This window comes from Bacillus swezeyi (genome assembly GCF_001969815.1).
GTDB classification, from domain to species: Bacteria; Bacillota; Bacilli; order Bacillales; family Bacillaceae; genus Bacillus; species Bacillus swezeyi.
Genome location: NZ_MRBK01000003.1, coordinates 63,164 through 85,674 on the forward strand (window position 1 = coordinate 63,164; position 22,511 = coordinate 85,674).

Annotated in this window: 29 protein-coding genes and 2 pseudogenes; 16 read left to right on the forward strand and 15 right to left on the reverse strand. The window is 45.5% G+C overall.

The features are described from left to right. Positions 1–6 precede the first annotated feature (6 nt). From BTA30_RS01950 to nikA, 5 genes are read right to left on the reverse strand one after another with little or no spacing between them, the layout of a single operon-like run. Positions 7–792, reverse strand: coding sequence for an ABC transporter ATP-binding protein (locus tag BTA30_RS01950; RefSeq protein ID WP_076758567.1), 786 nt, complete (start codon positions 790–792; stop codon positions 7–9). Next, the gene (locus tag BTA30_RS01955) at positions 789–1,628 is read right to left on the reverse strand and encodes an ATP-binding cassette domain-containing protein (protein WP_076758569.1); all 840 of its coding nucleotides are present in this window, start codon (positions 1,626–1,628) and stop codon (positions 789–791) included. The genes BTA30_RS01950 and BTA30_RS01955 overlap by 4 nt, the downstream gene beginning before the upstream one ends. A 1-nt stretch (position 1,629) precedes the next feature. Then, complete coding sequence (gene nikC / locus BTA30_RS01960; RefSeq protein ID WP_076758573.1) at positions 1,630–2,466, reverse strand: nickel transporter permease; 837 nt, start codon at positions 2,464–2,466, stop codon at positions 1,630–1,632. After that, positions 2,463–3,404, reverse strand: a complete 942-nt coding sequence (nikB, locus tag BTA30_RS01965; protein ID WP_076758575.1) for a nickel ABC transporter permease — start codon at positions 3,402–3,404, stop codon at positions 2,463–2,465. The genes nikC and nikB overlap by 4 nt, the downstream gene beginning before the upstream one ends. After that, on the reverse strand, positions 3,401–4,942 hold the full coding sequence (gene nikA, locus BTA30_RS01970) for a nickel ABC transporter substrate-binding protein (protein ID WP_076758577.1): 1,542 nt from the start codon (positions 4,940–4,942) through the stop codon (positions 3,401–3,403). Before nikA ends, nikB begins: the two co-directional genes overlap by 4 nt. A gap of 937 nt (positions 4,943–5,879) precedes the next feature. On the opposite strand from nikA, the gene BTA30_RS01975 reads away from it, so the two are divergent. Continuing rightward, complete coding sequence (locus BTA30_RS01975) at positions 5,880–6,092, forward strand: hypothetical protein (RefSeq protein WP_076758579.1); 213 nt, start codon at positions 5,880–5,882, stop codon at positions 6,090–6,092. Positions 6,093–6,262: 170 nt separating this feature from the next. Here the strand turns inward: BTA30_RS01975 and BTA30_RS01980 are convergent, their stop codons facing one another. Then, a complete protein-coding gene (locus tag BTA30_RS01980) occupies positions 6,263–6,895 on the reverse strand; it encodes an esterase/lipase family protein (protein ID WP_076758581.1) in 633 nt (210 codons plus the stop codon). Positions 6,896–7,302: 407 nt separating this feature from the next. On the opposite strand from BTA30_RS01980, the gene bla reads away from it, so the two are divergent. The 5 genes from bla to BTA30_RS23625 all read left to right on the forward strand — a co-directional run bounded on the left by bla (position 7,303) and on the right by BTA30_RS23625 (position 9,955). Next, positions 7,303–8,217 (forward strand): class A beta-lactamase, encoded by a 915-nt coding sequence (gene bla, locus BTA30_RS01985; RefSeq protein ID WP_076758584.1) that lies wholly within the window; start codon positions 7,303–7,305, stop codon positions 8,215–8,217. Between the two features lie 79 nt (positions 8,218–8,296). Next, entirely contained in the window at positions 8,297–8,767 is a 471-nt protein-coding gene (locus BTA30_RS01990; RefSeq protein ID WP_076758982.1) for a GNAT family N-acetyltransferase, read from the forward strand. A gap of 11 nt (positions 8,768–8,778) precedes the next feature. Next, entirely contained in the window at positions 8,779–9,153 is a 375-nt protein-coding gene (locus BTA30_RS01995; protein ID WP_239693659.1) for an antibiotic biosynthesis monooxygenase family protein, read from the forward strand. Next, positions 9,150–9,605 (forward strand): GNAT family N-acetyltransferase, encoded by a 456-nt coding sequence (locus BTA30_RS23620; protein WP_239693658.1) that lies wholly within the window; start codon positions 9,150–9,152, stop codon positions 9,603–9,605. Before BTA30_RS01995 ends, BTA30_RS23620 begins: the two co-directional genes overlap by 4 nt. A 59-nt stretch (positions 9,606–9,664) precedes the next feature. Then, the gene (locus BTA30_RS23625; RefSeq protein WP_239693657.1) at positions 9,665–9,955 is read left to right on the forward strand and encodes a GrpB family protein; all 291 of its coding nucleotides are present in this window, start codon (positions 9,665–9,667) and stop codon (positions 9,953–9,955) included. Positions 9,956–10,086: 131 nt separating this feature from the next. Here the strand turns inward: BTA30_RS23625 and BTA30_RS02005 are convergent, their stop codons facing one another. Further along, on the reverse strand, positions 10,087–10,284 hold the full coding sequence (locus tag BTA30_RS02005; protein WP_076758589.1) for a CDGSH iron-sulfur domain-containing protein: 198 nt from the start codon (positions 10,282–10,284) through the stop codon (positions 10,087–10,089). Between the two features lie 112 nt (positions 10,285–10,396). Here BTA30_RS02005 and BTA30_RS02010 point away from each other — a divergent pair, with 112 nt between their 5' ends. Then, positions 10,397–10,720 carry an iron-sulfur cluster biosynthesis family protein gene (locus BTA30_RS02010; protein ID WP_076758592.1) on the forward strand — a complete coding sequence of 108 codons (324 nt, stop codon included), beginning with the start codon at positions 10,397–10,399 and terminating at the stop codon, positions 10,718–10,720. 13 nt (positions 10,721–10,733) lie between these two features. Continuing rightward, positions 10,734–10,973, forward strand: a complete 240-nt coding sequence (locus BTA30_RS02015) for a YqkC family protein (protein ID WP_076758596.1) — start codon at positions 10,734–10,736, stop codon at positions 10,971–10,973. 19 nt (positions 10,974–10,992) lie between these two features. Here the strand turns inward: BTA30_RS02015 and BTA30_RS02020 are convergent, their stop codons facing one another. Then, positions 10,993–11,922: an alpha/beta hydrolase gene (locus tag BTA30_RS02020; RefSeq protein WP_076758598.1), complete on the reverse strand. Its 930-nt coding sequence runs from the start codon at positions 11,920–11,922 to the stop codon at positions 10,993–10,995. 153 nt (positions 11,923–12,075) lie between these two features. Here BTA30_RS02020 and BTA30_RS02025 point away from each other — a divergent pair, with 153 nt between their 5' ends. Continuing rightward, complete coding sequence (locus BTA30_RS02025) at positions 12,076–12,306, forward strand: YqkE family protein (protein ID WP_076758600.1); 231 nt, start codon at positions 12,076–12,078, stop codon at positions 12,304–12,306. Positions 12,307–12,344: 38 nt separating this feature from the next. On the opposite strand, the gene BTA30_RS02030 is transcribed toward BTA30_RS02025, so the two are convergent. The 4 genes from BTA30_RS02030 to mciZ all read right to left on the reverse strand — a co-directional run bounded on the left by BTA30_RS02030 (position 12,345) and on the right by mciZ (position 14,618). After that, a complete protein-coding gene (locus BTA30_RS02030) occupies positions 12,345–13,265 on the reverse strand; it encodes an aldo/keto reductase (protein ID WP_076758603.1) in 921 nt (306 codons plus the stop codon). A 120-nt stretch (positions 13,266–13,385) separates the two neighbouring features. Further along, positions 13,386–13,739 carry a DoxX family protein gene (locus tag BTA30_RS02035; RefSeq protein ID WP_076758606.1) on the reverse strand — a complete coding sequence of 118 codons (354 nt, stop codon included), beginning with the start codon at positions 13,737–13,739 and terminating at the stop codon, positions 13,386–13,388. A gap of 6 nt (positions 13,740–13,745) precedes the next feature. After that, a complete protein-coding gene (locus BTA30_RS02040) occupies positions 13,746–14,351 on the reverse strand; it encodes a TetR/AcrR family transcriptional regulator (protein ID WP_076758609.1) in 606 nt (201 codons plus the stop codon). Between the two features lie 144 nt (positions 14,352–14,495). Continuing rightward, positions 14,496–14,618, reverse strand: coding sequence for a Z-ring formation inhibitor MciZ (gene mciZ, locus BTA30_RS02045; RefSeq protein WP_076758611.1), 123 nt, complete (start codon positions 14,616–14,618; stop codon positions 14,496–14,498). Positions 14,619–14,695: 77 nt separating this feature from the next. Here mciZ and BTA30_RS02050 point away from each other — a divergent pair, with 77 nt between their 5' ends. The 4 genes from BTA30_RS02050 (at position 14,696) to BTA30_RS02065 (ending at position 17,812) form a co-directional block, all read left to right on the forward strand. After that, positions 14,696–15,253, forward strand: coding sequence for an NUDIX domain-containing protein (locus BTA30_RS02050; protein WP_094777274.1), 558 nt, complete (start codon positions 14,696–14,698; stop codon positions 15,251–15,253). Then, on the forward strand, positions 15,250–16,413 hold the full coding sequence (locus tag BTA30_RS02055) for a TIGR00375 family protein (protein WP_076758617.1): 1,164 nt from the start codon (positions 15,250–15,252) through the stop codon (positions 16,411–16,413). The genes BTA30_RS02050 and BTA30_RS02055 overlap by 4 nt, the downstream gene beginning before the upstream one ends. Positions 16,414–16,432: 19 nt before the next feature. Then, positions 16,433–16,888, forward strand: coding sequence for a GNAT family N-acetyltransferase (locus tag BTA30_RS02060; protein ID WP_076758620.1), 456 nt, complete (start codon positions 16,433–16,435; stop codon positions 16,886–16,888). Between the two features lie 111 nt (positions 16,889–16,999). Beyond that, positions 17,000–17,812, forward strand: coding sequence for a TylF/MycF family methyltransferase (locus BTA30_RS02065; RefSeq protein ID WP_076758623.1), 813 nt, complete (start codon positions 17,000–17,002; stop codon positions 17,810–17,812). 18 nt (positions 17,813–17,830) lie between these two features. Here BTA30_RS02065 and BTA30_RS23630 read toward each other — a convergent pair whose 3' ends face one another. The 3 genes and pseudogenes from BTA30_RS23630 to BTA30_RS22470 form a co-directional block, all read right to left on the reverse strand. Continuing rightward, positions 17,831–18,103 carry a GNAT family N-acetyltransferase gene (locus tag BTA30_RS23630; protein ID WP_239693656.1) on the reverse strand — a complete coding sequence of 91 codons (273 nt, stop codon included), beginning with the start codon at positions 18,101–18,103 and terminating at the stop codon, positions 17,831–17,833. 315 nt (positions 18,104–18,418) lie between these two features. Continuing rightward, positions 18,419–18,972 (reverse strand): annotated as a pseudogene (locus tag BTA30_RS02075) (GNAT family N-acetyltransferase). A 140-nt stretch (positions 18,973–19,112) separates the two neighbouring features. Continuing rightward, positions 19,113–19,746 (reverse strand): annotated as a pseudogene (locus BTA30_RS22470) (cytosine permease); the annotation flags it as partial. A gap of 240 nt (positions 19,747–19,986) precedes the next feature. On the opposite strand from BTA30_RS22470, the gene BTA30_RS02095 reads away from it, so the two are divergent. The 3 genes from BTA30_RS02095 to spoIIM all read left to right on the forward strand — a co-directional run bounded on the left by BTA30_RS02095 (position 19,987) and on the right by spoIIM (position 22,418). Then, positions 19,987–20,286: a PTS sugar transporter subunit IIB gene (locus BTA30_RS02095; RefSeq protein ID WP_076758628.1), complete on the forward strand. Its 300-nt coding sequence runs from the start codon at positions 19,987–19,989 to the stop codon at positions 20,284–20,286. Between the two features lie 28 nt (positions 20,287–20,314). Beyond that, on the forward strand, positions 20,315–21,646 hold the full coding sequence (locus BTA30_RS02100) for a PTS sugar transporter subunit IIC (RefSeq protein WP_076758984.1): 1,332 nt from the start codon (positions 20,315–20,317) through the stop codon (positions 21,644–21,646). A 115-nt stretch (positions 21,647–21,761) separates the two neighbouring features. Further along, a complete protein-coding gene (spoIIM, locus tag BTA30_RS02105; RefSeq protein WP_076758631.1) occupies positions 21,762–22,418 on the forward strand; it encodes a stage II sporulation protein M in 657 nt (218 codons plus the stop codon). Positions 22,419–22,511: the final 93 nt, after the last annotated feature.

A 22,511-nucleotide genomic window follows, 5' to 3' on the forward strand; every position in this document is an offset into this window, starting at 1 on the left:
CCCCCCTTATGATTCAAACACCTGAAGCAGCTTTTTTGCATAGGGGTGTCTTTTTTCGGAAAACAGCTCTTCTTTTGCAAATTGATCTGCAATCTGCCCGTCTTTCATGATCATGATGTGATGGCTCATAAAATGAACAGCGGCGAGATCATGTGAGATAAACAAGTAAGAAAGGCCCATTTCGTCCTGCAGATCCTTCAGGAGATCCAAAATTTTCGCCTGGCTGGTGACATCGAGGCTTGCGGTCGGCTCGTCAAAAATGATTAAAGACGGCTCGATGCTGATGGCTCTGGCGATCAAAACCCGCTGCCGCTGTCCGCCGCTTAATTCATGCGGATAGCGGTCAAGAAGGTGCGGCGGGAGGCCGACCATGGCAAACAAATGTTCAGCGGCAAGGCGGCGATTCGCTAAAATTCCCCGCAAAAATAAAGGGGCGTCTTTTTTAGAGACATCCAAAGGCTCCATTACAGAATCAATCATTTTTAGCTTTGGATTTAATGAAGCGGCCGGATTTTGAAAAACAGCCTGAAGCTTTCTGCGGTAAAGGCGGGCGTCTTTTTTGTTTATGCTGCTAAGCGGGTGTTGATGAAGCCAAATCTCTCCCTGATCGATGTTTTCCAGCAGCAAAAGGCAGCGGGCAAGCGTACTTTTCCCGCTGCCGCTCTCGCCGGTCAGGCCGAGGCACTCGCCTTTCCGAATGGAAAAGGATACATTGTCAACGGCCTTGTGTCCGCAAGAATAATGTTTTGTCAGGTTGCTGACCGCAAGGACTGTCTCTTCTTTTCGGGTCATGAAGCTCCTCCTGTTCCTGTGAGCGCCGTGTCCTTTTCTGACGCGGCCATCAGCCGCAAAGGTGGGTTTTTCAGCGGGGGAACCGCGGCAAATAAACGTTTTGTATACTCGTGTTGCGGATGCTTCATTAAGCTCGCGGTTCCTCCGCTTTCAACAATTGCTCCGTTCTGCATAACAGCTGCCTGATCGGCATATCTCTTGACAAGCCGCAAATCATGCGTGATAAAAAGGACAGCGCAGTTTGTTTTATCGCGGAGCATGGCCAGCTGCTGTAAAACGTCGGCTGCCGTGATGCTGTCTAAGGCCGTTGTAGGCTCGTCGGCGATTAAGAGCTTCGGCTTGAGCACCATGGCTTGAGCGATGGCTGCTCTTTGCAATTGTCCGCCGCTCAATTGAAACGGATAGCTGTCATATACTCTGTTTTCCGGCAGGCAAACCTCTTGAAAAGAGCGGAGAATCTCTTCTTTTCGTTTTTTCCTAGGCCAGTCGGTGTGCGCTTTGACCATCTCATCGATTTGTCTGCCGATGCGAATGAACGGCGTAAATGCGCCGTGGCAGTCTTGAAAAATGCAGGCAATGTCTTTGCCGCGAATATCCCGGAGCTGTTTGCGGCTTGCCTCGAGCATGCTATGCTCCCCAAATCGTACATTTCCGGCGGAAATCGCTAATCCGCCGGGAAGCAGCCCTGCGATAGCAGAAGCGGTCAGGCTTTTTCCGCTCCCGCTTTCTCCTAATAGAGCAAACCATTCTCCTTCATGGATCGAAAGAGAGACGTTTTTGACAATCGCGTGCTGCCGTCGGCTGATCGTTAAGCTTTCGATGGACAAAATCGGCATTTTAAGAAACTCCTTTCTTGTTTTTGACATCAAACCGGTCTCTTAAGGAATCGCCGTAAAGGTTTGATAATAAGACAACAAACATGATCGCCAAGCCGGGAATCACCATCAGCCAGGGAGCGTGTAAGAAATAATTTTTGCCGTCGTTCAGCATGGCGCCCCATTCAGGATGTGGCGGCTGAGCGCCCAGCCCGATATAAGAAAGAGCTGCGATCATTAAAACCGTTTTTCCGATATCAAGTGTCGCAAGCACAGATACATTCCCAAGCACGTGGGGGAGAAGATGCTTTTTAAGAATGGCCGCAGGATGCAGGCCGGTCAGCTCGGCCAAGGCAATATAATCTTTTTGTTTTTCTGAAAACACAGTGCTTCTGACAAGCCGTGCATAACCGACCCATTTGACGGCGACGACCGCCAAGATTAAATTCATAAGCCCCGGGCCAAGCAGCCCGCTTAAAACGATTGCGACAATATAATCAGGAAAAGCCATAACGGCATCAACGATTCTCATCATGATCCGGTCCAGCCGTCCGCCGAAAAAGCCTGAGATCAGTCCGATGGGAACACCTATACAAAGGGAGATCGCAATCGCAGCCAAGGCTGTGCCGACTGTCGCTTTCGCCCCCGCCATCATCCGGGAAAAGATATCTCTGCCCAAATGATCAGTCCCAAGCAAATGATCGGGGCTTATCGGCTGCAGCCGGTTTGCCATATCTGTGCGAAGCGGATCAAAGGGCACGAATAAAGGAGCTGCGAACAGCGCCAAAAAAAACAGCGCCAGCACAAGTCCGATCAGCCTGGCCTTGTTCTGAAACACTTGTTTGACAGCTTTTTTCAACGGCGTCCAGCCTCCTTTAAGCGAATTTCCGGGTTTAGGTATTGATAGGAAAGGTCAACTAAAAGATTGATCAGCACAACGGTGACCCCCATGAATAAAATGTAGCCCTGAATGATCGGGTAATCCCGCTGAATAATCGCATCAATGACGAGCTTGCCGACGCCGGGGTATGCAAAAAGAACTTCAATAATCACCGTTCCCCCAAGCAAGCTTCCCAAACTGACTCCGAAAATCGTGATGACAGGGACAAGGCAGTGGCGAAACGCATGAAACAAAAAAATTCTCGTTTCGCTGATGCCCCGGGCTCTGGCTGATCTGACAAAATCCTGTCCCAAGCTTTCAATCAGGCTCGACCTCACAAGGCGTACATAAACGCCTGACATGGCGATGCCAAGCGTGAGAGAGGGGAGGATCAAATGCTTAAATGTACCCGCCCCCATTGACGGCAGCCATTTCAGCCTGACGGAAAACAGATCAATCAGAATAAAACCGAGCCAAAAGCTGGGAAGTGCAGCTCCGATTAAAGCGAGCAAGCGGCCGATATGGTCGATCCACCGATCCTGATATAAAGCCGAAAGCGTTCCGATCGGCACCGAAATCAGAAGCATGACGAGAAGCGATGTGCCGGTGAGCAGCAATGTCGCCGGGAATTTTCGGCTGAGTTCATCAATGACGGGTTCGCCGGTTGTATAGGAATGTCCGAAATCAAACTGGAAAAATCGTTTGAACCAGTTCCAATATTGAATGTAAATCGGCTTGTTAAACCCGAGTTCTTCTCTAAACTCCTCAATTTGTTCGTCCGTCACTGCGACATCATCAACCCGCAGCATTTGTTTCACCGGGTCGCCGGGCGCCGCTTTCATAAAGACAAAGCTGATGAAAGAAAGCAGGAATAGGAACAAGATCAGTTCAAACAGCCGCTTACTGATCTGTTTCATTTTGTTTTCACATCCAAATCTTTTGTCAGCATATAATACTCGCTTTTGCTTGTTTCCCAATTTAAAACATGATCTCTGTAAGCTGTTATGTTTTGCGGAGTGACAATGAAAGAGTTCAATGCATCCTTCTCGATCAGCTCAGCCGCTTTTTTGGCGAGGCGGTTTCGCTTTTCTTCATCAATGGTGCGGTTGAATTCCTCAATCCATTTGATCAATGTTCGATGTTGGATCCCGCTATAGTTTAAAGCGCCATTCGGCATATAGGCGGTATTCAGAAAATAGCCGGCATCTCCTCTAGGGGCGGTCATTGCGCTGTATGTCGCCAAATCCCAATCCTCGTTTTCAGACAGATACTCATCGATATTTTCCACTTGCTGAATCTTGATGGATATCCCCAATTCTTTCGCATTCGATTCCAGGACTTGGGCGATTAAAGGCAATTCCGGACGTGACTGATAAGTTAACAGAGTAAAAGATAAAGCTTTTCCATTTTTCACGGCTTTCCCATCTTGCATTTGATAGCCTGCTTTTTTCAGCTCGGCTTTGGCCGCTTCTAGTCCGCTCGGTTTCTGGACCTTGCCGGAAGCAAACGGGAAGCCGGCTAAAAACGGGCCGTCAGCTGCTTGCGCATGTCCGCCAAGGATGCTTTTCGCTATTTCTTTTCGATCCAGCAAAGCATCCAGCGCATGACGAAGATGGACATCGGCCAAACTGTCTTTTTCTGTATTGTAAAGCAGCTGGTGAACGCGCAGGCTTGGAACCGAATCGACAATGATTGACGGATCTTTTTGAATATGGTCAATATTCTCAACACTCGGCCTGTAAATAATGTCGGCATCTTTTGACTGTAAAGCCATGACGCGTGCGTTTGCATCTTCGTTAAATGAAAAAGTGACGCGCTCGAGCTTCGGCTTACCATCCCAATAATCTTCATATCGTTTCAGTTCAATTTTATTTCCCGATTCAAATGTAGACACTTGAAAAGGTCCCGTTCCGATCGGTTTTTGAGAGAAATTCGTTTCATTGACGTCAATGATCGATGTATTGGGATGAACCAGTTCAGAAGGAAATTCGGGAAAAGGCTCATTTGTCGTGATCGATAATGTTTGTCCATCCGCTTTGATGTTTTTAATCTTTAAAGCGTTCTTCATGGCCGCGCTGTCGCGGATCGTCCTTTCCAAAGAAGCCTTTACGGCTTTGGCGTCTGCTTTTTTGCCATTTTGAAAGGTTATGTTGTCTTTTATTGTGAATACCCAGGTTTGTCCGTCTTCACTTTTCCAATCCTTTGCCAGCCAAGGCTCAATCTTGAGGTCTGGGCTGATCTTTACGAGTGTTTCACTGATGCCCGCCCGGACGGACGTGTAGTTGACATCCAAATGAGGGTCAAGCGTCTGACTTGGGATATTAAAAAGAAAGGTGAGTTTTTTATCATCACCTCCCCGGTTTTCAGCAGCGGATTCACCGCTCCCGGAAGAGCAGGAAGCAAGAAATAAAAGGAAAACAATCGGCATGATCAAGCGTTTTGCTATGTAAGTCATATATGACACCTCCAAAAAGTAATAGTTACGATTTGCCCTCACTATCATATGAGATATTTCCTCCTTTGTAAACAGAAATTTTGGAGCGGGGAAAACTCTTGCTATAAATAGAAGGTTTTGTGAATGCGTTTTTAAGCTGATTGCACGATTTATAGTCAATGTCCTATAACTGAAAATTCAGATGATAGCACAATCAGTTCATAGAAGAGTGGTAAGGCCTTTGTTAACGACAAAATGCTCGATCAGCAAAATACCATTCTGATCAAGGATTTGTCAGACGAATTCAAAGCGAGCACCAGAACCATCGAAATGGTGTAAGAGACTGGCTGAAACAAAAAACCGAGCTGTCTCCCAGCCAAACCGGGGCATCTGGCTTACATGTTCGGACAGGAAGCGCCTTCAGGCCGAAAAACGCCTCCGGCAGCTCAAGAAGAGAATCTTCGCATCAAAAGGACGCTGTTTTTTCTTTATTACAGGAGACGGCTTCAAAAATGTCAAAGGTTCTGAATATCAGCCGCAATCCGGTTTTAAAGGATTTAAATCAGGAGCTCTAATGGCGTAGGCAGGCGCAAAAGCCTTTTTGTCAATGCCTTAATCGAACCCTTCGGCGTTCCGGGAGAGGGTTTGATTAAGGCAGGATCGAAAAGCTTGGCATGCAAGGAAAGGGTCTTATCATGAAGGACGGGGTCAAACCATTCGATGAAGTGACGCTCATTGCTGAAGGTGATACAGGTTATGAAGATCTGAAGGTTATAACAAATATTTTGAATAACATGAAGCCGGAAAGCTGCCACTTGAAGCTTTTCCAAATAAAATAGGTCTGTAAAAAAGAGAGCCCGAATAATTTGAAACAAAGGAGTTAATGGCACGATTTACTCAGACAAAAAATATGCTGTTAATAAGATGTTGAAACAGCAAGTGAAAGGAGCCATAAGTGATGATGATCACAGTAAAAATACGCCATACTGCTGAAACCGAAGGCACAGACATAGGTGACTTCACTCCCGCTGAAATTGAAAGTATCGTCCAGACGATCAGAAAATACGGAGCTTGGCTTTCACCTGATGCCGAAACAGATGACTATAAATTTACCTTTCAAGATGCGAAATACAACCTAGAACAACGCGTATTCGAAATTATCGTGGAATAATAAAATACCGGGGGGCTACGGACACTGAATGAACGATCAAAAGGCGTTTATTTAGAGTCCTTTTTATTTACATGGCGCCAATGAACAGGGAGACAGGCTCTGTGCAAAAAAACATCTCTCTAAAAGGAAGTGAAACCTTGAAGAGGCTTGTCTCTCCAAGGTTTTTCACTTTAATTGGCATTTTGGCCGCCGCCGGTAAGACCCTCTTTGATCAGGGTATCCACTTTGCTGCTAAACAGAAGGCCGACATGGCTCACACCTGAAATTTGCACATTTTTAGCGCCGTCCAATTTGGACAGGCTGTTTAAGACGATGAAATCACTTGTGCTGTAGATGGAAGTGTACAAAATCTTTTGATGCGGATCGGTTCCCGGCAGTGCGGTGTTTGTAACCAAACGATTCGCCCCTCCGATCGTCACCACATTTCCCACCTTATCTCCGCCGTCCAGATGTTTAATATAATAGAGGGTATTGGCGCCGCCCATACTGTGGGCGACAATATCCACTTTCTCTGCCCCCGTTTCTTTTAATACTTGTTTGACGTATTCAGATAATTTAGGACCGTTGTTTCTGTTGTTTCCGGTTTTATCCAAAAAATTGATGGTATAAAGCTCATTGCCTGACCATCCTTTAGATTGCAAATAGGTTTTAATTCCGATGAAATTGTAATCGGCTCCACCTATGCCATGCACCATGACAACAGGGTTTCGGGAAGCGGCAGCTGTTGAAGTCTGGAAGGCAAACACAGAAACAACAGACAGCATGCCAATCAATAAAATCGATAAAAATTGATGATGACGCATTAACTCTCCTCCTACCTCCTACATATCATAAATTCACAACGATAATTCTATAAAAGGAAAATATGAAAACGAAGTGCAAATTTATCTATTTTTCTGCCCGAAAAGAGAGCAGTATATGAAACAGCGATTTTTCCTTGCATACGAACGAACCCCTATCAAACAAGGGCGCTTTAGCTTTTTTCCGAAATCGCAAAATACTTGATTGATTGAATAAGAACTATGTACTTTATCCTATTACTTCACTGCCGTGGTGAAATAGTGGATGAAAAACAAAAAAAGTATAATAATAAAATGGGTGAGATTTCAGATTGATCACTCAGAAAGATTCGCATATTGATTGACTGTCATCCGTCCCGATTAGAGCCTCTTGGACCATTTATCAGAAAAACAAAGGAGGAGGAAGATTCATGCCGTCATTGAACAAGATTTTTAGTAAAACCATTGCCATTGTCATGCTGCTCTTATTTGCCGCGCTTGCCGGCTGTTCAGACGATCATTCCGATTCGGCTGCACAAAACAATCAAGAAACTGTAAACACGGGTGATTTTGCCAAACTTGAAGATCAATTTGATGCCAGACTCGGCGTCTTTGCATGGGATACCGGCACAAGCGAAACTATTGCTTATCGAGCAGATGAACGCTTTGCCTATGCGTCTACTCATAAAGCGTTAGCTGTCGGAGCCCTTCTGCAGAAGAAGTCAATAGCAGACTTAGACAAAAGAATCACCTATACGCGTGAAGACCTTGTAAACTATAATCCGATTACGGAGAAGCACGTTGATACAGGAATGACTCTTAAAGAGCTTTGCGATGCTTCTCTAAGGTACAGCGACAATACTGCGGAGAATCTGATCCTTAAGCAGCTTGGCGGACCTGCCGGCTTAAAAAAATCACTCAGGGAGATTGGTGACAATGTGACCAATCCAGAGCGGTTTGAGCCGGAGCTGAATGAAGTGAAACCGGGAGAAACCCATGATACCAGCACCCCGAGAGCGCTTGCCGAAAGCCTCCAGACCTACACAATCGGAGACGCACTCCCAAAGGAGAAACGCAGCATGTTAATAGATTGGCTGAAGAGAAACACCACCGGAGATACATTAATTCGTGCAGGAGTGCCGAAAGGGTGGGAAGTAGCAGATAAAACTGGATCAGGCTCATATGGAGCCCGAAATGACATTGCTGTTATTTGGCCGCCGAAAGGAGACCCGATTGTACTTGCCATACTTACCAGCCGCGACCAAAAAGACGCCGATTCTAATGATAAGCTGATTGCACAGGCAGCAAAGGAAGTCATTGAAACCTTTAAAGCGAGGTATAAGTAGAAGGAAACATGTTATGCGTTTGTCAAAACGTTTTTTGGCTCGCGGAGAAAATTCACTGATAAAGGGGAGTTTGCAAAGGATGAACATTCGTCATGCCGAACCTTCAGATTATGAAAAAGTTGCACCGGTTATTAACGATTGGTGGGGCGGAAGACAAATGAAAGATAAGCTGACGAGGCTGTTTTTTGAACATTTTCAAAATACGAGTTTTATAGCTGAGGCAGACGAGAATTTGATCGGTTTTCTCACCGGCTTTTTATCGCAGACCAATCCGGCTGAATCGTATATTCATTTTGTCGGCGTCCATCCCGATTACAGAAAAGTCCAAGTCGGCAAGAAGCTTTATGAAGCCTTTTACCGCGAAGCGAAGAAGGCGGGGGGCAAGACGGTCCGCTGCATTACCTCGCCTGTCAACAAAGTATCGATCGCTTACCATCGGAAAATGGGATTTTCAATTGAAAAGGGAGATAAAGTTGTTGAAGGCGTTCCGGTATTTTCGAATTATGACGGGCTGAATCAAGATCGTGTGCTGTTTGTCAAAGAGCTGTGAAGGAAAGGGGAATGAAAATGATTTCCAAAACGCCGGAGCCGCCGTATTATGCGGCGATTTTTACATCTGTCAGAACATACGGAGATAATGGCTATAAAAAGGCGGCTGAAAAAATGCTAAAGCTCGCCGCAGAACAGCCCGGTTTTTTAGGAGCCGAAAGCGTGAGGGACCAGAACGGAAACGGAATAACGGTTTCCTATTGGGAAAGCCTTGAAGCGATTGAAAAATGGAAGTTTCACAGCGAACACCGGCAGGCGAAGGAAAAAGGCCGAAAAGAATGGTATTCTGACTTTGCCGTGCGCGTTGCAAAGGTAGAAGCCGCCCGGATTTCGGAGCGGACCGGCCATATCACGTCTGATGGCGTCAACGAAGAGGAAGCGCCGTGATTCACTTATTAAATCAAAAAGATTTGCACATGGCCCGCCGCATTTTAAAAGTTCAAAAGCCGGCTTATAAAAGAGAAGCGGAAATCATTCAATTTAAGGGTATCCCGCAGCTGAATGAAACGGTTTTTGATGTAATGGATTCCCGCGAAACGTTTATTGGCTGGTTTGAGGGGGAAGAAATAGCCGGAATCGCTTCTTTCACACATTCGGCCGAAAAACTGACAATCTGCAGGCTGGCCGTTCATCCCGCTCATTTTCGAAAAGGGATTGCTATGGCCCTGCTTCACTATATATTAATGGAAGCGGAAGCGGAATCGATTGAAGTGACGACCGGAACGCACAATGAACCGGCAAAAGCGCTGTATCAAAAATTGGGGTTTTCTGAGATTGAGACATACGAGCCTGAAAAAGGGGTTGTTCTCTCAAGGTTTATGCTGCATGAACCAAGATAGGTTGAAGTCTTCTCCTATCGGCCGGAGTGGAGGGACGAGTTTTTCAAAGAAAAAACAACTTGAAATCCTTTACTAAGCTGAAGTCATTCAAGTCCGTCATATCGGGAAGCACGTCCATTCCGGGCATGAGCGCCAAACCTATCATTGATATTTTGCTGAAAGTGAAAGATCTCGGTTCAGCCGGCCGGTATGAAAAAGTTCGGCTATGGAAAACGGCAGTCCGGGAAGAAGTTTTTTTCAAAGAGGGGGCAAAAAGCGCACACACCATATTGCGTGATATCAGGCGGCATCTGCTGTTTCAAGACTATTTAATGTCCATCCCAAACGGGCGGAAGAATATGCAAAGCTGAAGATGAAGCTGGCGAAGATGTTTCCCTTCATCATAAAGGGCTATGTCGATACTGAATAAAAGAGGCTGAACGGCTGGCTGAGGAATGGGGCGAAGCCGGGGAGGATAGATGATATCCCCGGCTCGCGCCTCTTAGGCCCTGACACAAGAGTCAAACGTTCCTTTATGGTTTCCGTCACAATAGGGCATTTTCAGCGATTGTCCGCATCTGCACAACGAAAAAGCCGCTTTTTTAGGAAATGGATTTCCCTCCATATCCATCAGTTCAACTTCTCCTGTGACTCGGAATCCGCCATTGTCCATCACTTTAATCTGCACTTTTTTAGACATCATCCCACCCCCGAATCTCTATATATGTATGTATAAAAGCGGGAAACAATGCGCTTTCGGCTGATCCTGTGATACAATGTCCGTAAACTAAACAAAAGAAGGATATGATATCATGCAGCTTGAAATAACCGAACAAGCGAGACAAACCATTGAACAAGCGAAAGAGGCTTATCCTGATAAAAAAATCCAGCTTCGCTATGATTCCGAGGGTTGCGGGTGCGCGGTCAGCGGCGTTCCTGTCATTTGGCTGACCGACGAATTGTCGGGGAATTGCGAACCGCTTAAGACAAACGGGATTCCAATGTATATCCAGTCATCGCAAAAAGTCTTTTTTGATGAAGTGATGACCATTGACTATCATGAGAAAGCGGGTGCGCTGATGCTGAAAAGTCCGGCCCAGATGCTTTCTCCCAGAATGAGTATTTTAGTAAAATAGGGTGGCGTTCTTTTTGAATCAAAAGGTGAAATCTTTAAAACAAACCGCTCAAAACAAAACATGGGTATCGTTTTTAAATCAAAATCATCCATACAGCCTTCTCCATTGGTCTATCGGAGGAACAGAATCCGTCAAAAAGGATGTTTGGCTTCTTCAGGATGAAATGACCTTTGAAACAAAGGAATTTGATACGATTGAGAAGGCGATTGCCTGGATCGGCGAGAATATGAGCGATATTACGGATGTTCTGTAATCAAAAAGGCGAACGAGGCTTATCCCCGTTCGCTTTCTTTATGCTGGTCTGTGATATCCTGAAGAAAGTCCCGCACCGTTTTTTTGTACCCTTCCCGGTTATGCGTATAGCTCATTGCGTGCGCTCCTTTTTCAGCGATATACAGTTTTTTCTTTCCGGTCTTTTTCTCGTAGAGCAATTCACTGGACTCCGCCGGAATATAGTCGTCATATTTGCTGTGGATGAACAGCACCGGTTTCTTGATCCGGGTGATGACAGACAGAGGAGAGACATCGCGAATCCGGTAGCCGTCCCGCCATTTCAAAAAGAGATTAGCAAGCGGCAGAATCAATGTTCCGGGAAGACGGAAATCCTCTTTCAGGCGGTAAATCAGCTGTTCTTCAAATGTGGCGAACGGACAGTCAGCTACATAAAAATCTGCGTCTTCGCCCGGCATGCCCGCATAGAGGAGTGTTGTCACGGCACCCATTGATTCGCCGTGAATGCCGATGAGCGCATCTTTTCCGTTTTTTTCTCTAAGCCAGTCCGCAACGGTTTTCAGGTCATGTTTTTCATAATAGCCATAGCTTGTCGTTTTTCCGCCGCTCATCCCGTGTCTTCGGTGGTCATAGATGACGGCATTCCAGCCCAGCTCCAGAAATAGATTCATATATTTGATCGAATTCAGCAAATTCATTGTGACCCCGTGGCAGATGATGATGGTATTTTTCGTCTGATGCGGGTGAACATAATACCCTTTAATATCGTATCCGTAAGGAGAATGCAGGCAGATCTCTTCTTTTGGAAGAGCCTCAAACGCCTCTTGCGCATAATGGCCTTCCGCCGTTTCCCGTTCAATAATGAATTGGTTTGTCCGCTGTTTAATATACATGATTTGATTCGTAAAAAAGATTCCGAGTACAAAGAGAAATAGCAATACCGCTCCAAGCACACTAAGCCAAATGAACATCCTTCGTTTTCTTCCTTTCTCTAAAGCTTCTGTAGTCTATCTTAGCACATAAAAAGTTTAAAACACGTAAAAAGCTTTCATGCCTTCGGTTTGCCTGAACCCGGCGATTCCTGATAAACTATCATCACAAACAGGGAGAACGGAGGCCGTGCCGTGGGAAGGAAAAAATCAAAAAACGAGGACAAACAGCTGTTGAAAGATGCGCTCGCCGAAGATTTGAAACATAAGCTTCAGCAAATGAAAAGCGACTTAAAGGAAGAAGACGAAAAAAGAAAAGAGCGAGAGAAAGAGCGCTTCATCAAACAGAGAAAAGAAAAGGAAAAAAACAAAAGCTTTGAAGAACTGCTTAATGAAAGCGGGCTCGACTGGCGACAATATAAATGACAAAGCACCGTTTCAATGAGACGGTGCTTTCCTTTGTCCTAGCCGCGATGGGCGGTGTACACATCGCGTTTCGTATAAAAACGCAGCGCTTTGATTTCCTGTTCTGTCAGCCGGCGGCCGCTGACTGACTTGATATTTTCCCGAAGCTGAGAGACTTTGCTCGCCCCAGGGATGACTGCACCGACAGCCGGCTGGGAAAGGATGTATTTCATCGCGGTTTCGGTTGCTGTCAGATCAGGCGCCGTTTTCTCGATATCCGCTTTTGTCTTGACGAGCTCGTCATAAGAATAAGATAAATAGCCGTTTTTCTTTATATTGGCGTTCGCCTGTGAGACGGGTCTTTCCGTGAGAAGGCCTTTTGCGAGCGGTCCCCTTGCAATCACGCTGATCCCGCGCTCTTCAAGGGAGGAAAGCCATTCCTCGGGACGGCGGTCCAAGAGACTGTATTGCATCATCACCGTGATGATGTTTGATTTTTTGGCATATTCTTTAATGACATTCGGGCGAATCGAAGAAATTCCGTAATAGCGGATGACACCTTCTTGTTTTAATTCTTCAAAAGCTTCAACCGTTTCATCGATATTGTCTTCGATCGTTCCGCCGTGAAGCTGGTAAAGATCGATATAGTCCGTCTGCAGGCGCTTTAAGCTGCGCTTGACAGCTTCCTTTATGTACGCTTTTGAAGGGTCCCAAAACCAGCCCGGCTTTCCTTCCTCCCAGCGGTTGCCCGCTTTTGTGGCGAGGATGATCTCATGGCGCCTCGATTTGATCGCTTCCCCGACAATTTCTTCATTCGTTCCAAAATCGTACAGGTCGGCAGTATCCAAATAATTGATGCCAAGCTCCAGCGCTTCATCCACAATCGATAATGCGTGCTGTTTTTCCGTGCCGAGAGACATACAGCCGAGGCCGACTTCGCTCACTTTTAAATCCGATTGTCCAAGCGTCCGTTTATTCATATCCTCACTCCTCCTTCTATGTATATTGAACGTAATACAAAGAAGCGAAGTTTTCAACTCATCGGCACTTTGACATTTGCTGTGAAACAAAGACCGGCCAAAAGATTGTTACTTTATACGTTAGAAGTTTATTTTCAACTCCCACATCGTGATGGCGATAGAGCATATGAAACAGAAAGCAGCAGGGACGGCCATAAAAAGCGATTGGCGGGCTCGAAACATGTGGGCATGAATCGCTCCTATCATGAGAATACAGAACAATACCCCTGATCCAACAGCGAAATACCGGTTCCAAATTCCCGCTGTCATGCCAAGCGCCCCAACGATTTCGAGACATCCTGTAACAGAAAGAAACCACAATGGATAGTCATAATGACGCCAGTGTTCTACTTGAAATGGAACGTGTAAAACCTTTATAACGCCTCCTGCCAACATAAAAGCTGCCAAACTCACTTTCATGAAAATAGATATCATCTGATCTCACTCCGTTTCTGAGGCTTGTCCGGGAATACTCTGATTCGGCAGCATTCCATGGATCAACAGGTCAACGACTTCTGCTGAGAGATTGGCCGGATCTTTTATTCCGGGCAATAAGTATAGATCTGTAAGGTGTATGATCATGCCGATCAGACATTCAGCAACGGTTTCCATTTCCAGTTCGGAACGAAAATAGCCCAACCGCTGCTCTGCTTCTAAGTTCTCCTTCAACGCCAGCGTAACATCTCTTTTCATTTGTTTAGCTTCTGGATTGAGAAAAAAACCGATGCGGGTTAAATCCGGATTCGCAGCCAGAAACTGAAAGACGGTTTCCACAGCAGCCAATACCCGTTTTGAAACATCTTTTCGTTTGACGCCATTTTCTAAGCGGAATGATGTGATCAGCTCTCTTAAATGAGTGTGAAAATCAGCTATCAATTCCTCGAAGATGGCATCCTTGCTTGAAAAATAAAGATAAAAGGACGGCTGTGTCAGCCCTGCTCTTTTCACAATTGTACTGACCTTGGTGTCGTGAAATCCTCGAATCGCAAACTCGTTTGCGGCAGCTTCAAACAATCGCTTTCGGCTTTCCTTTCCTTTGCGGCCCAAAGTGAATCGCCCCCTGAAAAATAATACTCGACAGTAATGTTACTCATGAGTATTATTCCGTATGGTGTGATTTTTTGTCAACGCAAAGCTATTTCTACAGTTGAGGAAAAAGCGAGAGGATGTTTGCAGAGCAGGCTCTTATTTTCATTCATATGAAATCCAATCTTTCACATATTGATATGTTCGGCCGTATTCCTTCAGCTTAGCGCGGATTTCCCAAGCTTTTCCCGATATCACGATTCTGTCTCGCAAACGGTAGACCTTCATGGCGACATCCCCCTCTCATGGTGTATGATAAAATGTATGGGATAAACAGCAGCAACAGAACTTAGGAGATGATCAAACTGAAGAATTTAGAGGAGAAAACCATATCAAAAGAAAAGCTGTTTTCAGGAAAGGTAATTGATCTTTACCTTGAAGATGTCGAACTCCCGAACGGTAAAACAAGCAAGCGGGAAATTGTGAAACATCCCGGCGCTGTGGCGGTGCTGGCGCTGACTGATGACGAAAACATCATCTTGGTCAAACAGTATAGAAAGGCGCTTGAGCGGACAATTGTTGAAATTCCGGCAGGCAAGCTTGAAAAAGGGGAGAAGCCTGAATATACCGCATTGCGGGAGCTTGAAGAAGAAACTGGATATACGGCGGCTGAGCTTAAAAAAATCACCGCTTTTTATACATCTCCGGGGTTTGCTGACGAATTGGTGCATCTGTATTTGGCGGAGCAGCTGACCCCTCTTGATGAAAAGCGCGAACTTGATGAGGACGAATTTGTAGAAGTAATGGAGGTGCCGCTTGCCGATGCACTGAAGCTGATGGAAAGCCAGGATATATATGATGCGAAGACGGCTTATGCCATTCAGTATCTGGAGCTGCAGAGAGCTATGCAAGCAAAGAAATGAAAGAAATATTCGCAGACATGCACATCCATATCGGGCAAACCGAATCAGGAAGGCCTGTTAAAATAACGGCGGCGAAAACATTGATGCTTGATGAGATTTTAATTGAAGCAAGCGAACACAAAGGGATGGGGCTGATCGGCATTATTGACTGCCATTCGCCCGAAGTGCTGGCCGAAATTGAAAAAGGGATCTCAACAGGCCGTTATACAGAGCTTGAGGACGGCGGAATCAAATATAAAGAAACCGTTCTGCTGTGCGGGGCCGAATTGGAAATTTATGATGACAGGTGCCGGGGGCCGATTCACGTCTTGGCATTTATGCCGACGATCGAAAAAATGAAGCGATTCTCTGCATGGCTTTCCGAAAGAGTGACAAACATACATCTCAGCTCACAGCGCATCTATGAGACGGGGATCCGGCTTCAGCAGAAAGTCAAAGAACTCGGAGGGCTATTTATTCCCGCCCACATTTTCACCCCGCATAAAAGCCTGTATGGAAAAGGCGTCAAGTTTTCCTTGAAAGAGGTGTTTGACGAGCGGATGATTGACGCGGTCGAACTTGGGCTGAGCAGTGACACGGATATGGCGTCACATGTGGCAGAACTGAATCCTTACGCTTTTCTGACCAATTCGGACGCCCATTCTCTTGGGAAAATCGGCAGGGAATATAATCAACTGCTGCTCAAGCATGCGAGCTTTAAAGAATTCTCGCTCGCTTTAAAAGGCGAAGCTGGCCGCGGCATTGCCGCCAATTATGGGATGAATCCGCTGCTGGGCAAGTATTATCAGACCGCTTGTGAAAAATGCGGCCGTCTGAAAGAAAATGAGGACACGACATGCAAAACGTGCGGCAGCTCAAAATTTACAAAAGGGGTCAGCACCCGTTTAAAAGAGCTTTACGATCAAGACATAAGCCCTGTCCAACGGCCGCCATACGTCCACCAGGTGCCGCTTCAGCTGATACCGGGCATCGGACCGAAAACGATTCAGAAGCTGAAGCAGGCATTTGGAACTGAGATGAACATTCTTCATCATGTGAAGGAAGACGACCTTCTTGGCATGCTTCGGCCGCAAACGGCAGAGCTCCTTATCAAGGCGAGAAAAGGAGACATGCAATTAAAAGCCGGAGGAGGCGGGACCTACGGAAAAGTACAGAAGTAAAAGGGGCTGAAGAAAAGGGATGGAGTGGAAACTGAAATCGTATGAGGAATTATCTAAAGAAGAGCTGTATCGGATCATAAAGCTGAGAATAGACGTCTTTATCGTCGAACAAAACTGTCCATATCACGAGCTTGATGATATGGATGAAAAGGCGCATCATTTATTTTTAGATCAAGAAGGAGAAATCTCGGCGTATTGCAGGCTGTTTTCAAGCGGTGTGGTTGATAAGGAGGCGTCAATCGGCCGGGTGATCGTCCGCAAACAGGACAGAGGCAAGGGCTGGGCAAAGACGCTTCTTGAAAAAGCGCTCGGCTTTTTGGAAAGCGAATGGGGAGAGACAGCGGTCAAGATCAGCGCCCAGGACTATCTGCGCTCTTTTTACGGTTTATTCGGATTTAAGGAAGTATCAGAAGTCTATTTGGAAGACGGCATTCCACATGTTGACATGGTCAAGACTCCTTTGACGGAAAACTGAAATAAGAAACCCCCTTTGAATAAAAGGGGGTTTTTGGATCAAATAACCAGAACCTGTCATTCGTATCACTCATAAGATGCTAAAGAAAATGTTGAGCACAGGAGGCTTTTAATGGATATGAAACAGGCTAAGCAAATGTATTTGGAGTTATTAAAGAAAGCGATCCTGTTTGAAATTTGGCAGGAGCATGAAAGATATTTCCCAATTTCTGCGCCGGTCCCGGAGTCACTGCAAAAACAAATCGGATTAAACAATTTAAGAATCGTCCGCTATGTGATTCCTGATCCCGAGTCCCGCAGAGCGGGAATAGATAAGCCGCCAATTGCACACAGTATGATCGGTCGTGTGCGCATGGACAATTTGCAAATGTGTATGGAAACGGTTTTAAAAGAAAACATCGCCGGAGACTTTATTGAAACAGGTGTATGGCGGGGCGGTGCCTGTATCTTTATGAAAGGCTTCTTGAAAGTACATGAAGTCGATGACCGCACAGTATGGGCGGCCGATTCATTCGACGGTCTGCCGGCGCCAAACATCGAAAAATATCCTCAGGACATAGGTGACCGCCACTATAAGGTTGATTTTCTGAAAGTGTCGCTTGAGGAAGTGCAAAATAACTTTAAAAAGTACGATTTGCTTGATGAGAACGTTCAATTTTTGAAGGGTTGGTTTAAGGACACGCTGCCTGACGCTCCTATTGATCAACTCGCCATTTTACGGCTTGACGGCGATATGTATGAATCAACAATGGATAGCCTCTCAAACTTATATGAAAAAGTATCAAAGGGCGGTTTTGTCATTATTGATGATTTCACGCTAAAGGGATGCCGCGCGGCTGTGCTTGATTTCCTTAAAGAACATCACCTTGATGAGTCTGTACTTGTTCCGATCGACCCTTATTCAGTCTATTGGCGAAAACCATAAAAAAATAGATTCACTCCTTCATCTGTTAAGTGCGGGCAGGCTAAAAAATGGCTGCGTATATACAAGTATCCCTGTATTCCGTAAAACCGCTTCGAGCTGAAAACCGATGCGCTCAGCCATTTTTCTGCTTTTCAGATTCAGGCTGTCACAGCATATTTCAAGCCGTTTTGTATTGAGATGTCGTCTGGCGAAATCAATAAGCCCTTGCAGCGCTTCTGTCATATATCCCTGTCCCGCAAATTCGAAATGGCACCAATAGCCGATTTGAAACCGTTTCGCTTCCCATTTCATCCCGGTGAAGGGCGGTGCACCCGATCCATTCTTCTGTTTCTTTATGGAAGATACGCATCCTCAGGTCTTACCGCAAAATAAAATCAGCCTGCGCCTGTCTGACGTTGATTTCAGTTTCTTCCGCCGTTGGAAGCTCTCTGGCAAATAGCATCCAGGATTTAAGCACAGGCAAAGATGTTCGAATGGCATTATCACGGCCGCTCCGTCGTCTGCCCGCGGAGAAAAAGACGCTCGGTTTTAAAGCTGTCCGGAAAATCGAACAGTATCGGATTCATACGGATTCCCTCCGGGTATTTTGGCTATCATCATATGACTTCATTCATGACATCTTCCCATCACAATCGTGTTATAGTATTTGCCGTCAGAAAGGAGCTTGTCTTTTTTTAAGATGCCTTCTATTTCAAAGCCTTGCTGTTGATACAGTCTGATCGCTCTCTCATTTGTTTCTAAAACACACAGCGTCATTTTTTTATTCCAGTGGAATCAGCCCAAAAAATAGATTCTTTTAAAAGGTTTCTTCCAATGCTGTATCCCCAAACATCTTTTAATACGCATACGCCAAACTCTATTTTATGAGAGGTGCGTTTTAACTCATTGCCTTCACATCTTGAAAATCCGACAATCCGGTCGTGAACAGCCGCTGCTAAAAATAAGCTTCTTTGATGTTCACGGTCTTTTTTAATCAGCTCTTCAAAACCTTTTGCATCTATAAAAGCTTCTCCCTTTTCTCTATCTAAATGTTCTGTCTCGCCATCAATTTGCAATCTTAAAGCAGACAATTCTTTTGCATCTTGTTCAAGGGCGGGTCTGACAGTGTAGCTCATTCCTTTTACATAAAAGCGTTTTTTCATTATCAGGGTATACTCCATTCATAGTGATATTCATTCAAAAAAAGCGGCACCAATAGGAGTCTATCATATACTTTAACTTCCGCATCATACATCTATATAGAAAAAATAACGAACAGCGATCAACATTCGATTCGCTGTCCATTTCCATCTGATAAAATTCCCGGATGTGAATCAATCGGGCCGATGCCTCCTGCGATATCGAGCGCCCGCCAGACCATGCCGCCGAAGACGAGATAAACAAGGGGACCCGCCCAGACTTCAAGGTTTCGAGTCGGCTCAATGCCGGAGTGAAGGACGAGGAGGTGCCCAAAAGAAAATAAATGATAAAAGGCCTGATAAATGAAGGCAAACAGGTCCCAATTCCCCGCCTATGTCTTTCAAGCCGCTCCACACATTTAAAAGCAGGATGTCAACCGCCGTACTTCCCGCAAAAGCTTGAATGCCAAACCAAACTGTATGACAGCGGCAAAACCGTGAAGAAGCGCCGGGATATTAGCCCCGTAAATACCGAAAGAAGATCTGATCAATCCGGGAAAAAGAACGCCGTATTTCGCCTAAACATCGCCATTTTAGCGCAAGGGTAATGGAGAGCACGAGTGAAGCGGCGGCGATAATGCCTAATACCTGCCATGGCGAGAGCCCGATCGAAATGAACCCGCCTACCTTTGTACAATCTGGGGTATTATGGATGTGACCTGTCCTAATCGATGCAAAATTGCTCGCTTGCCAGGTGCGCTCCTTAGGCGCTAAAGGTATTAAATCTTTGTTGCTGAGTATATTTTCTCCTTTCATGTCAGCTCCCAGCAATGATAACTTTCAGACAAACTAAACAATTTTTTTCGGCGTTTATGGAGGCTGGCTAAGACAGAAGGGTCAGTGAAAAAGCCGAAACAAAAATATTAGCTTTTTATGAAACAGTTGTCTATTTCCTTCATAGGATAAAAGACCGGGATGACGCTTTCCTGAAATATAATGAAAGCGTTTTCTGAAGTAAGTAGCCGGCAGCTAAAAACATGAGGAGGGACTTGAAAATTGAAAAAAATAGTATTGGTTTGTGCCGCAGGTATGTCCACGAGTCTGCTTGTCAGCAGAATGAAAAAACATGCAGAGGTGATGAAGGAAGATGTCGAAATCATCGCATTGCCTGTTTCTGAAGCGGGAAGTGTCGCCTCTGAAGCGGATGTCATTCTGTTAGGTCCGCAAGTCAGGTATCAAAAATCCCAGGTTGAATCAATCGCGGGAGACATTCCGGTTGAAGTGATCGATATGCGCAGCTACGGAACAATGAACGGCGAAGCCGTGCTGGAGACAGCTTTGCAGCTTATAAAATAAAAGGGGGAGGACAGTTTTGAGCGGATTCATGGAGAAATTTGAACGAACCGTTGAGAGGTTTTTAGTTCCGGTTGCGGCAAAGCTGAATTCACAGCGGCACATATGTGCGATTAGAGATGCTTTTATTTTATCATTTCCGATTATTATGGCAGGATCTATCATCATCTTGTTAAACTTTGCCATCCTATCGCCGGACGGGTTTATCGCTAACATCTTATTTCTTGACAAACTGTTTCCGAATTTGGCCGATTATCAGGCGGTCTTCACTCCTGTGTTGCGGGGATCGCTTGAGATTATGTCCATATTTGTCGTGTTTCTTGTTGCGCGCAATTTAGCCATCTCAATGAAAGCCGACGAACTTTTGGCAGGTTTGACGGCTGTCTCCTGTTACTTCATTATTTATTCGCCGTATCGCCTGATCGAAAACGAGAGCTTTTTAGCGATGAAATGGCTCGGCGCCCAAGGGCTGTTTGTCGCTTTAATCATCGGCATCATTGTCGGTGAAGTGTTCAGCAGGCTCTCAAACGCGAAGCGTCTGCAGATTCATATGCCTCCGCAGGTGCCGCCAGCGGTTGCCCGGACGTTTAAAGTTCTGTTCCCGATTATCTTCATCACCATCGGCTTTGCCATTTTGAGCTTTGCGCTGATGTCCTTGACGAAAAATGGACTTCATGAACTGGTTTATACCGTTTTGCAAGCACCTTTAAGAGATATGGGGACGAATATTTTTACGGTTGTCTTTCTCGGCATCGTCGCCAATTTTTTATGGCTGTTCGGCATTCATGGCCCTAATACGATAGCCGCCATCAGAGAGACGATTTTTGCTGAAGCCAACCTTGAAAATCTCGCTTTTGTGGCGAAGACGGGGTCTGCCTGGAATGCTCCTTTCCCGGAAACGTGGGCCCTCAATGACGCTTTTGCGAATTACGGGGGCTCAGGTATGACGCTTGGGCTCTTGATTGCGATCTTTATCGCTTCAAAGCGCCGCGATTATAAAGACATCGGCAAGCTCTCGATCGGTCCGGGCATATTTAATATTAATGAACCCGTCATTTTCGGGCTGCCGGTCGTGTTGAACCCCATCTTTATGATCCCCTTTATCATCGTGCCGGCAGTGAATACGGTCGTCGGGTATTTGTTTATCAAATTTCAGATCATTCCGCCGATCGCCTATGCCGTTCCGTGGACGACTCCGGGTCCGCTGATTCCGTTTCTCGGCACAGGAGGGAACTGGATCGCGCTTGCTGTCGGGTTTCTCTGTCTCGCCATTTCCACGGTGATCTATCTTCCGTTTGTGATGGCTGCCAATAAGACGGCGAATATAGAAAAGGAACAGTCTTTGGAAAATAGAGAGTCATGAAGCTGTTAGGGAGGCGCTTTTTACGGGCGCCTTCCTTTTTTTAAAAAAAGTCATGCCGCTCTCTTTTCTCTCATACAATCTATTAAAATCAAAAGCACGCCTGGGAGGAAGGTACATGCGGAAGCCCACAATGAAAGAACTGATATTTCAGCATATGAAAGACCATCTGTCGATCTATTTATTTGTTTCTGTGTTATTTTTAATGGGTGTGATTTTCGGCGCGGTGATCGTCAACAGTATGACGATCAGCCAAAAAGAAGATTTATTTTATTATTTAAACCGATTTTTTGGACAGCTATCAGAGGGGAAAGCGGCAGGCTCAAAGGAAATGTTTGGGCAGAGCTTTCTTCATAATATGAAATATTTAGGTTTAATGTGGATTCTCGGCATCTCGATCATCGGGCTGCCCGTCATTTTTATCATGGTCTTTTTAAAAGGGATCGTCGTCGGATTTACAGTCGGTTTTTTAGTCAATCAAATGGGAATCAACGGTTTTCTTCTGTCTTTTGTATCCGTGCTCCCGCAGAATGTCCTGTTGATCCCGGCTTACCTGATCATGGGCACATGTGCAATTGCTTTTTCACTAAGGCTCATCCGCCAGCTCTTTGTCAAACGCAGCCTGTCGGAAGCGCCGATACAATGGTTCGGAAGGTATGCGTTCGTACTCGTCCTGATTCTCGCAATGGCTCTTGCATCCTCTTTCATAGAAGCTTATCTTTCACCGCTGTTTATGGAAAAACTGACAGATTATATATTACCGAAACAGCATTAATTTAAAATGATTATTAAAAGATATTCATTTTGTTTATCAATTTATAATGATTATAGTTGGCTCTCTGCGCTCGTTTTGTTATAATAAGCTAGG

Bases quoted from the DNA above. Each gene is read 5' to 3' on its own strand.
- BTA30_RS01950 (WP_076758567.1), bottom strand. From the start codon at position 792: ATGACCCGAAAAGAAGAGACAGTCCTTGCGGTCAGCAACCTGACAAAA.
- BTA30_RS01955 (WP_076758569.1), bottom strand. From the start codon at position 1,628: ATGCCGATTTTGTCCATCGAAAGCTTAACGATCAGCCGACGGCAGCAC.
- nikB (WP_076758575.1), bottom strand. From the start codon at position 3,404: ATGAAACAGATCAGTAAGCGGCTGTTTGAACTGATCTTGTTCCTATTC.
- nikA (WP_076758577.1), bottom strand. From the start codon at position 4,942: ATGACTTACATAGCAAAACGCTTGATCATGCCGATTGTTTTCCTTTTA.
- BTA30_RS01975 (WP_076758579.1), top strand. From the start codon at position 5,880: ATGATGATCACAGTAAAAATACGCCATACTGCTGAAACCGAAGGCACA.
- BTA30_RS01980 (WP_076758581.1), bottom strand. From the start codon at position 6,895: ATGCGTCATCATCAATTTTTATCGATTTTATTGATTGGCATGCTGTCT.
- bla (WP_076758584.1), top strand. From the start codon at position 7,303: ATGCCGTCATTGAACAAGATTTTTAGTAAAACCATTGCCATTGTCATG.
- BTA30_RS01990 (WP_076758982.1), top strand. From the start codon at position 8,297: ATGAACATTCGTCATGCCGAACCTTCAGATTATGAAAAAGTTGCACCG.
- BTA30_RS01995 (WP_239693659.1), top strand. From the start codon at position 8,779: ATGAAAATGATTTCCAAAACGCCGGAGCCGCCGTATTATGCGGCGATT.
- BTA30_RS02005 (WP_076758589.1), bottom strand. From the start codon at position 10,284: ATGTCTAAAAAAGTGCAGATTAAAGTGATGGACAATGGCGGATTCCGA.
- BTA30_RS02010 (WP_076758592.1), top strand. From the start codon at position 10,397: ATGCAGCTTGAAATAACCGAACAAGCGAGACAAACCATTGAACAAGCG.
- BTA30_RS02020 (WP_076758598.1), bottom strand. From the start codon at position 11,922: ATGTTCATTTGGCTTAGTGTGCTTGGAGCGGTATTGCTATTTCTCTTT.
- BTA30_RS02030 (WP_076758603.1), bottom strand. From the start codon at position 13,265: ATGAATAAACGGACGCTTGGACAATCGGATTTAAAAGTGAGCGAAGTC.
- BTA30_RS02035 (WP_076758606.1), bottom strand. From the start codon at position 13,739: ATGATATCTATTTTCATGAAAGTGAGTTTGGCAGCTTTTATGTTGGCA.
- mciZ (WP_076758611.1), bottom strand. From the start codon at position 14,618: ATGAAGGTCTACCGTTTGCGAGACAGAATCGTGATATCGGGAAAAGCT.
- BTA30_RS02055 (WP_076758617.1), top strand. From the start codon at position 15,250: ATGAAAGAAATATTCGCAGACATGCACATCCATATCGGGCAAACCGAA.
- BTA30_RS02060 (WP_076758620.1), top strand. From the start codon at position 16,433: ATGGAGTGGAAACTGAAATCGTATGAGGAATTATCTAAAGAAGAGCTG.
- BTA30_RS02065 (WP_076758623.1), top strand. From the start codon at position 17,000: ATGGATATGAAACAGGCTAAGCAAATGTATTTGGAGTTATTAAAGAAA.
- BTA30_RS23630 (WP_239693656.1), bottom strand. From the start codon at position 18,103: ATGAAATGGGAAGCGAAACGGTTTCAAATCGGCTATTGGTGCCATTTC.
- BTA30_RS02100 (WP_076758984.1), top strand. From the start codon at position 20,315: ATGGAGAAATTTGAACGAACCGTTGAGAGGTTTTTAGTTCCGGTTGCG.
- spoIIM (WP_076758631.1), top strand. From the start codon at position 21,762: ATGCGGAAGCCCACAATGAAAGAACTGATATTTCAGCATATGAAAGAC.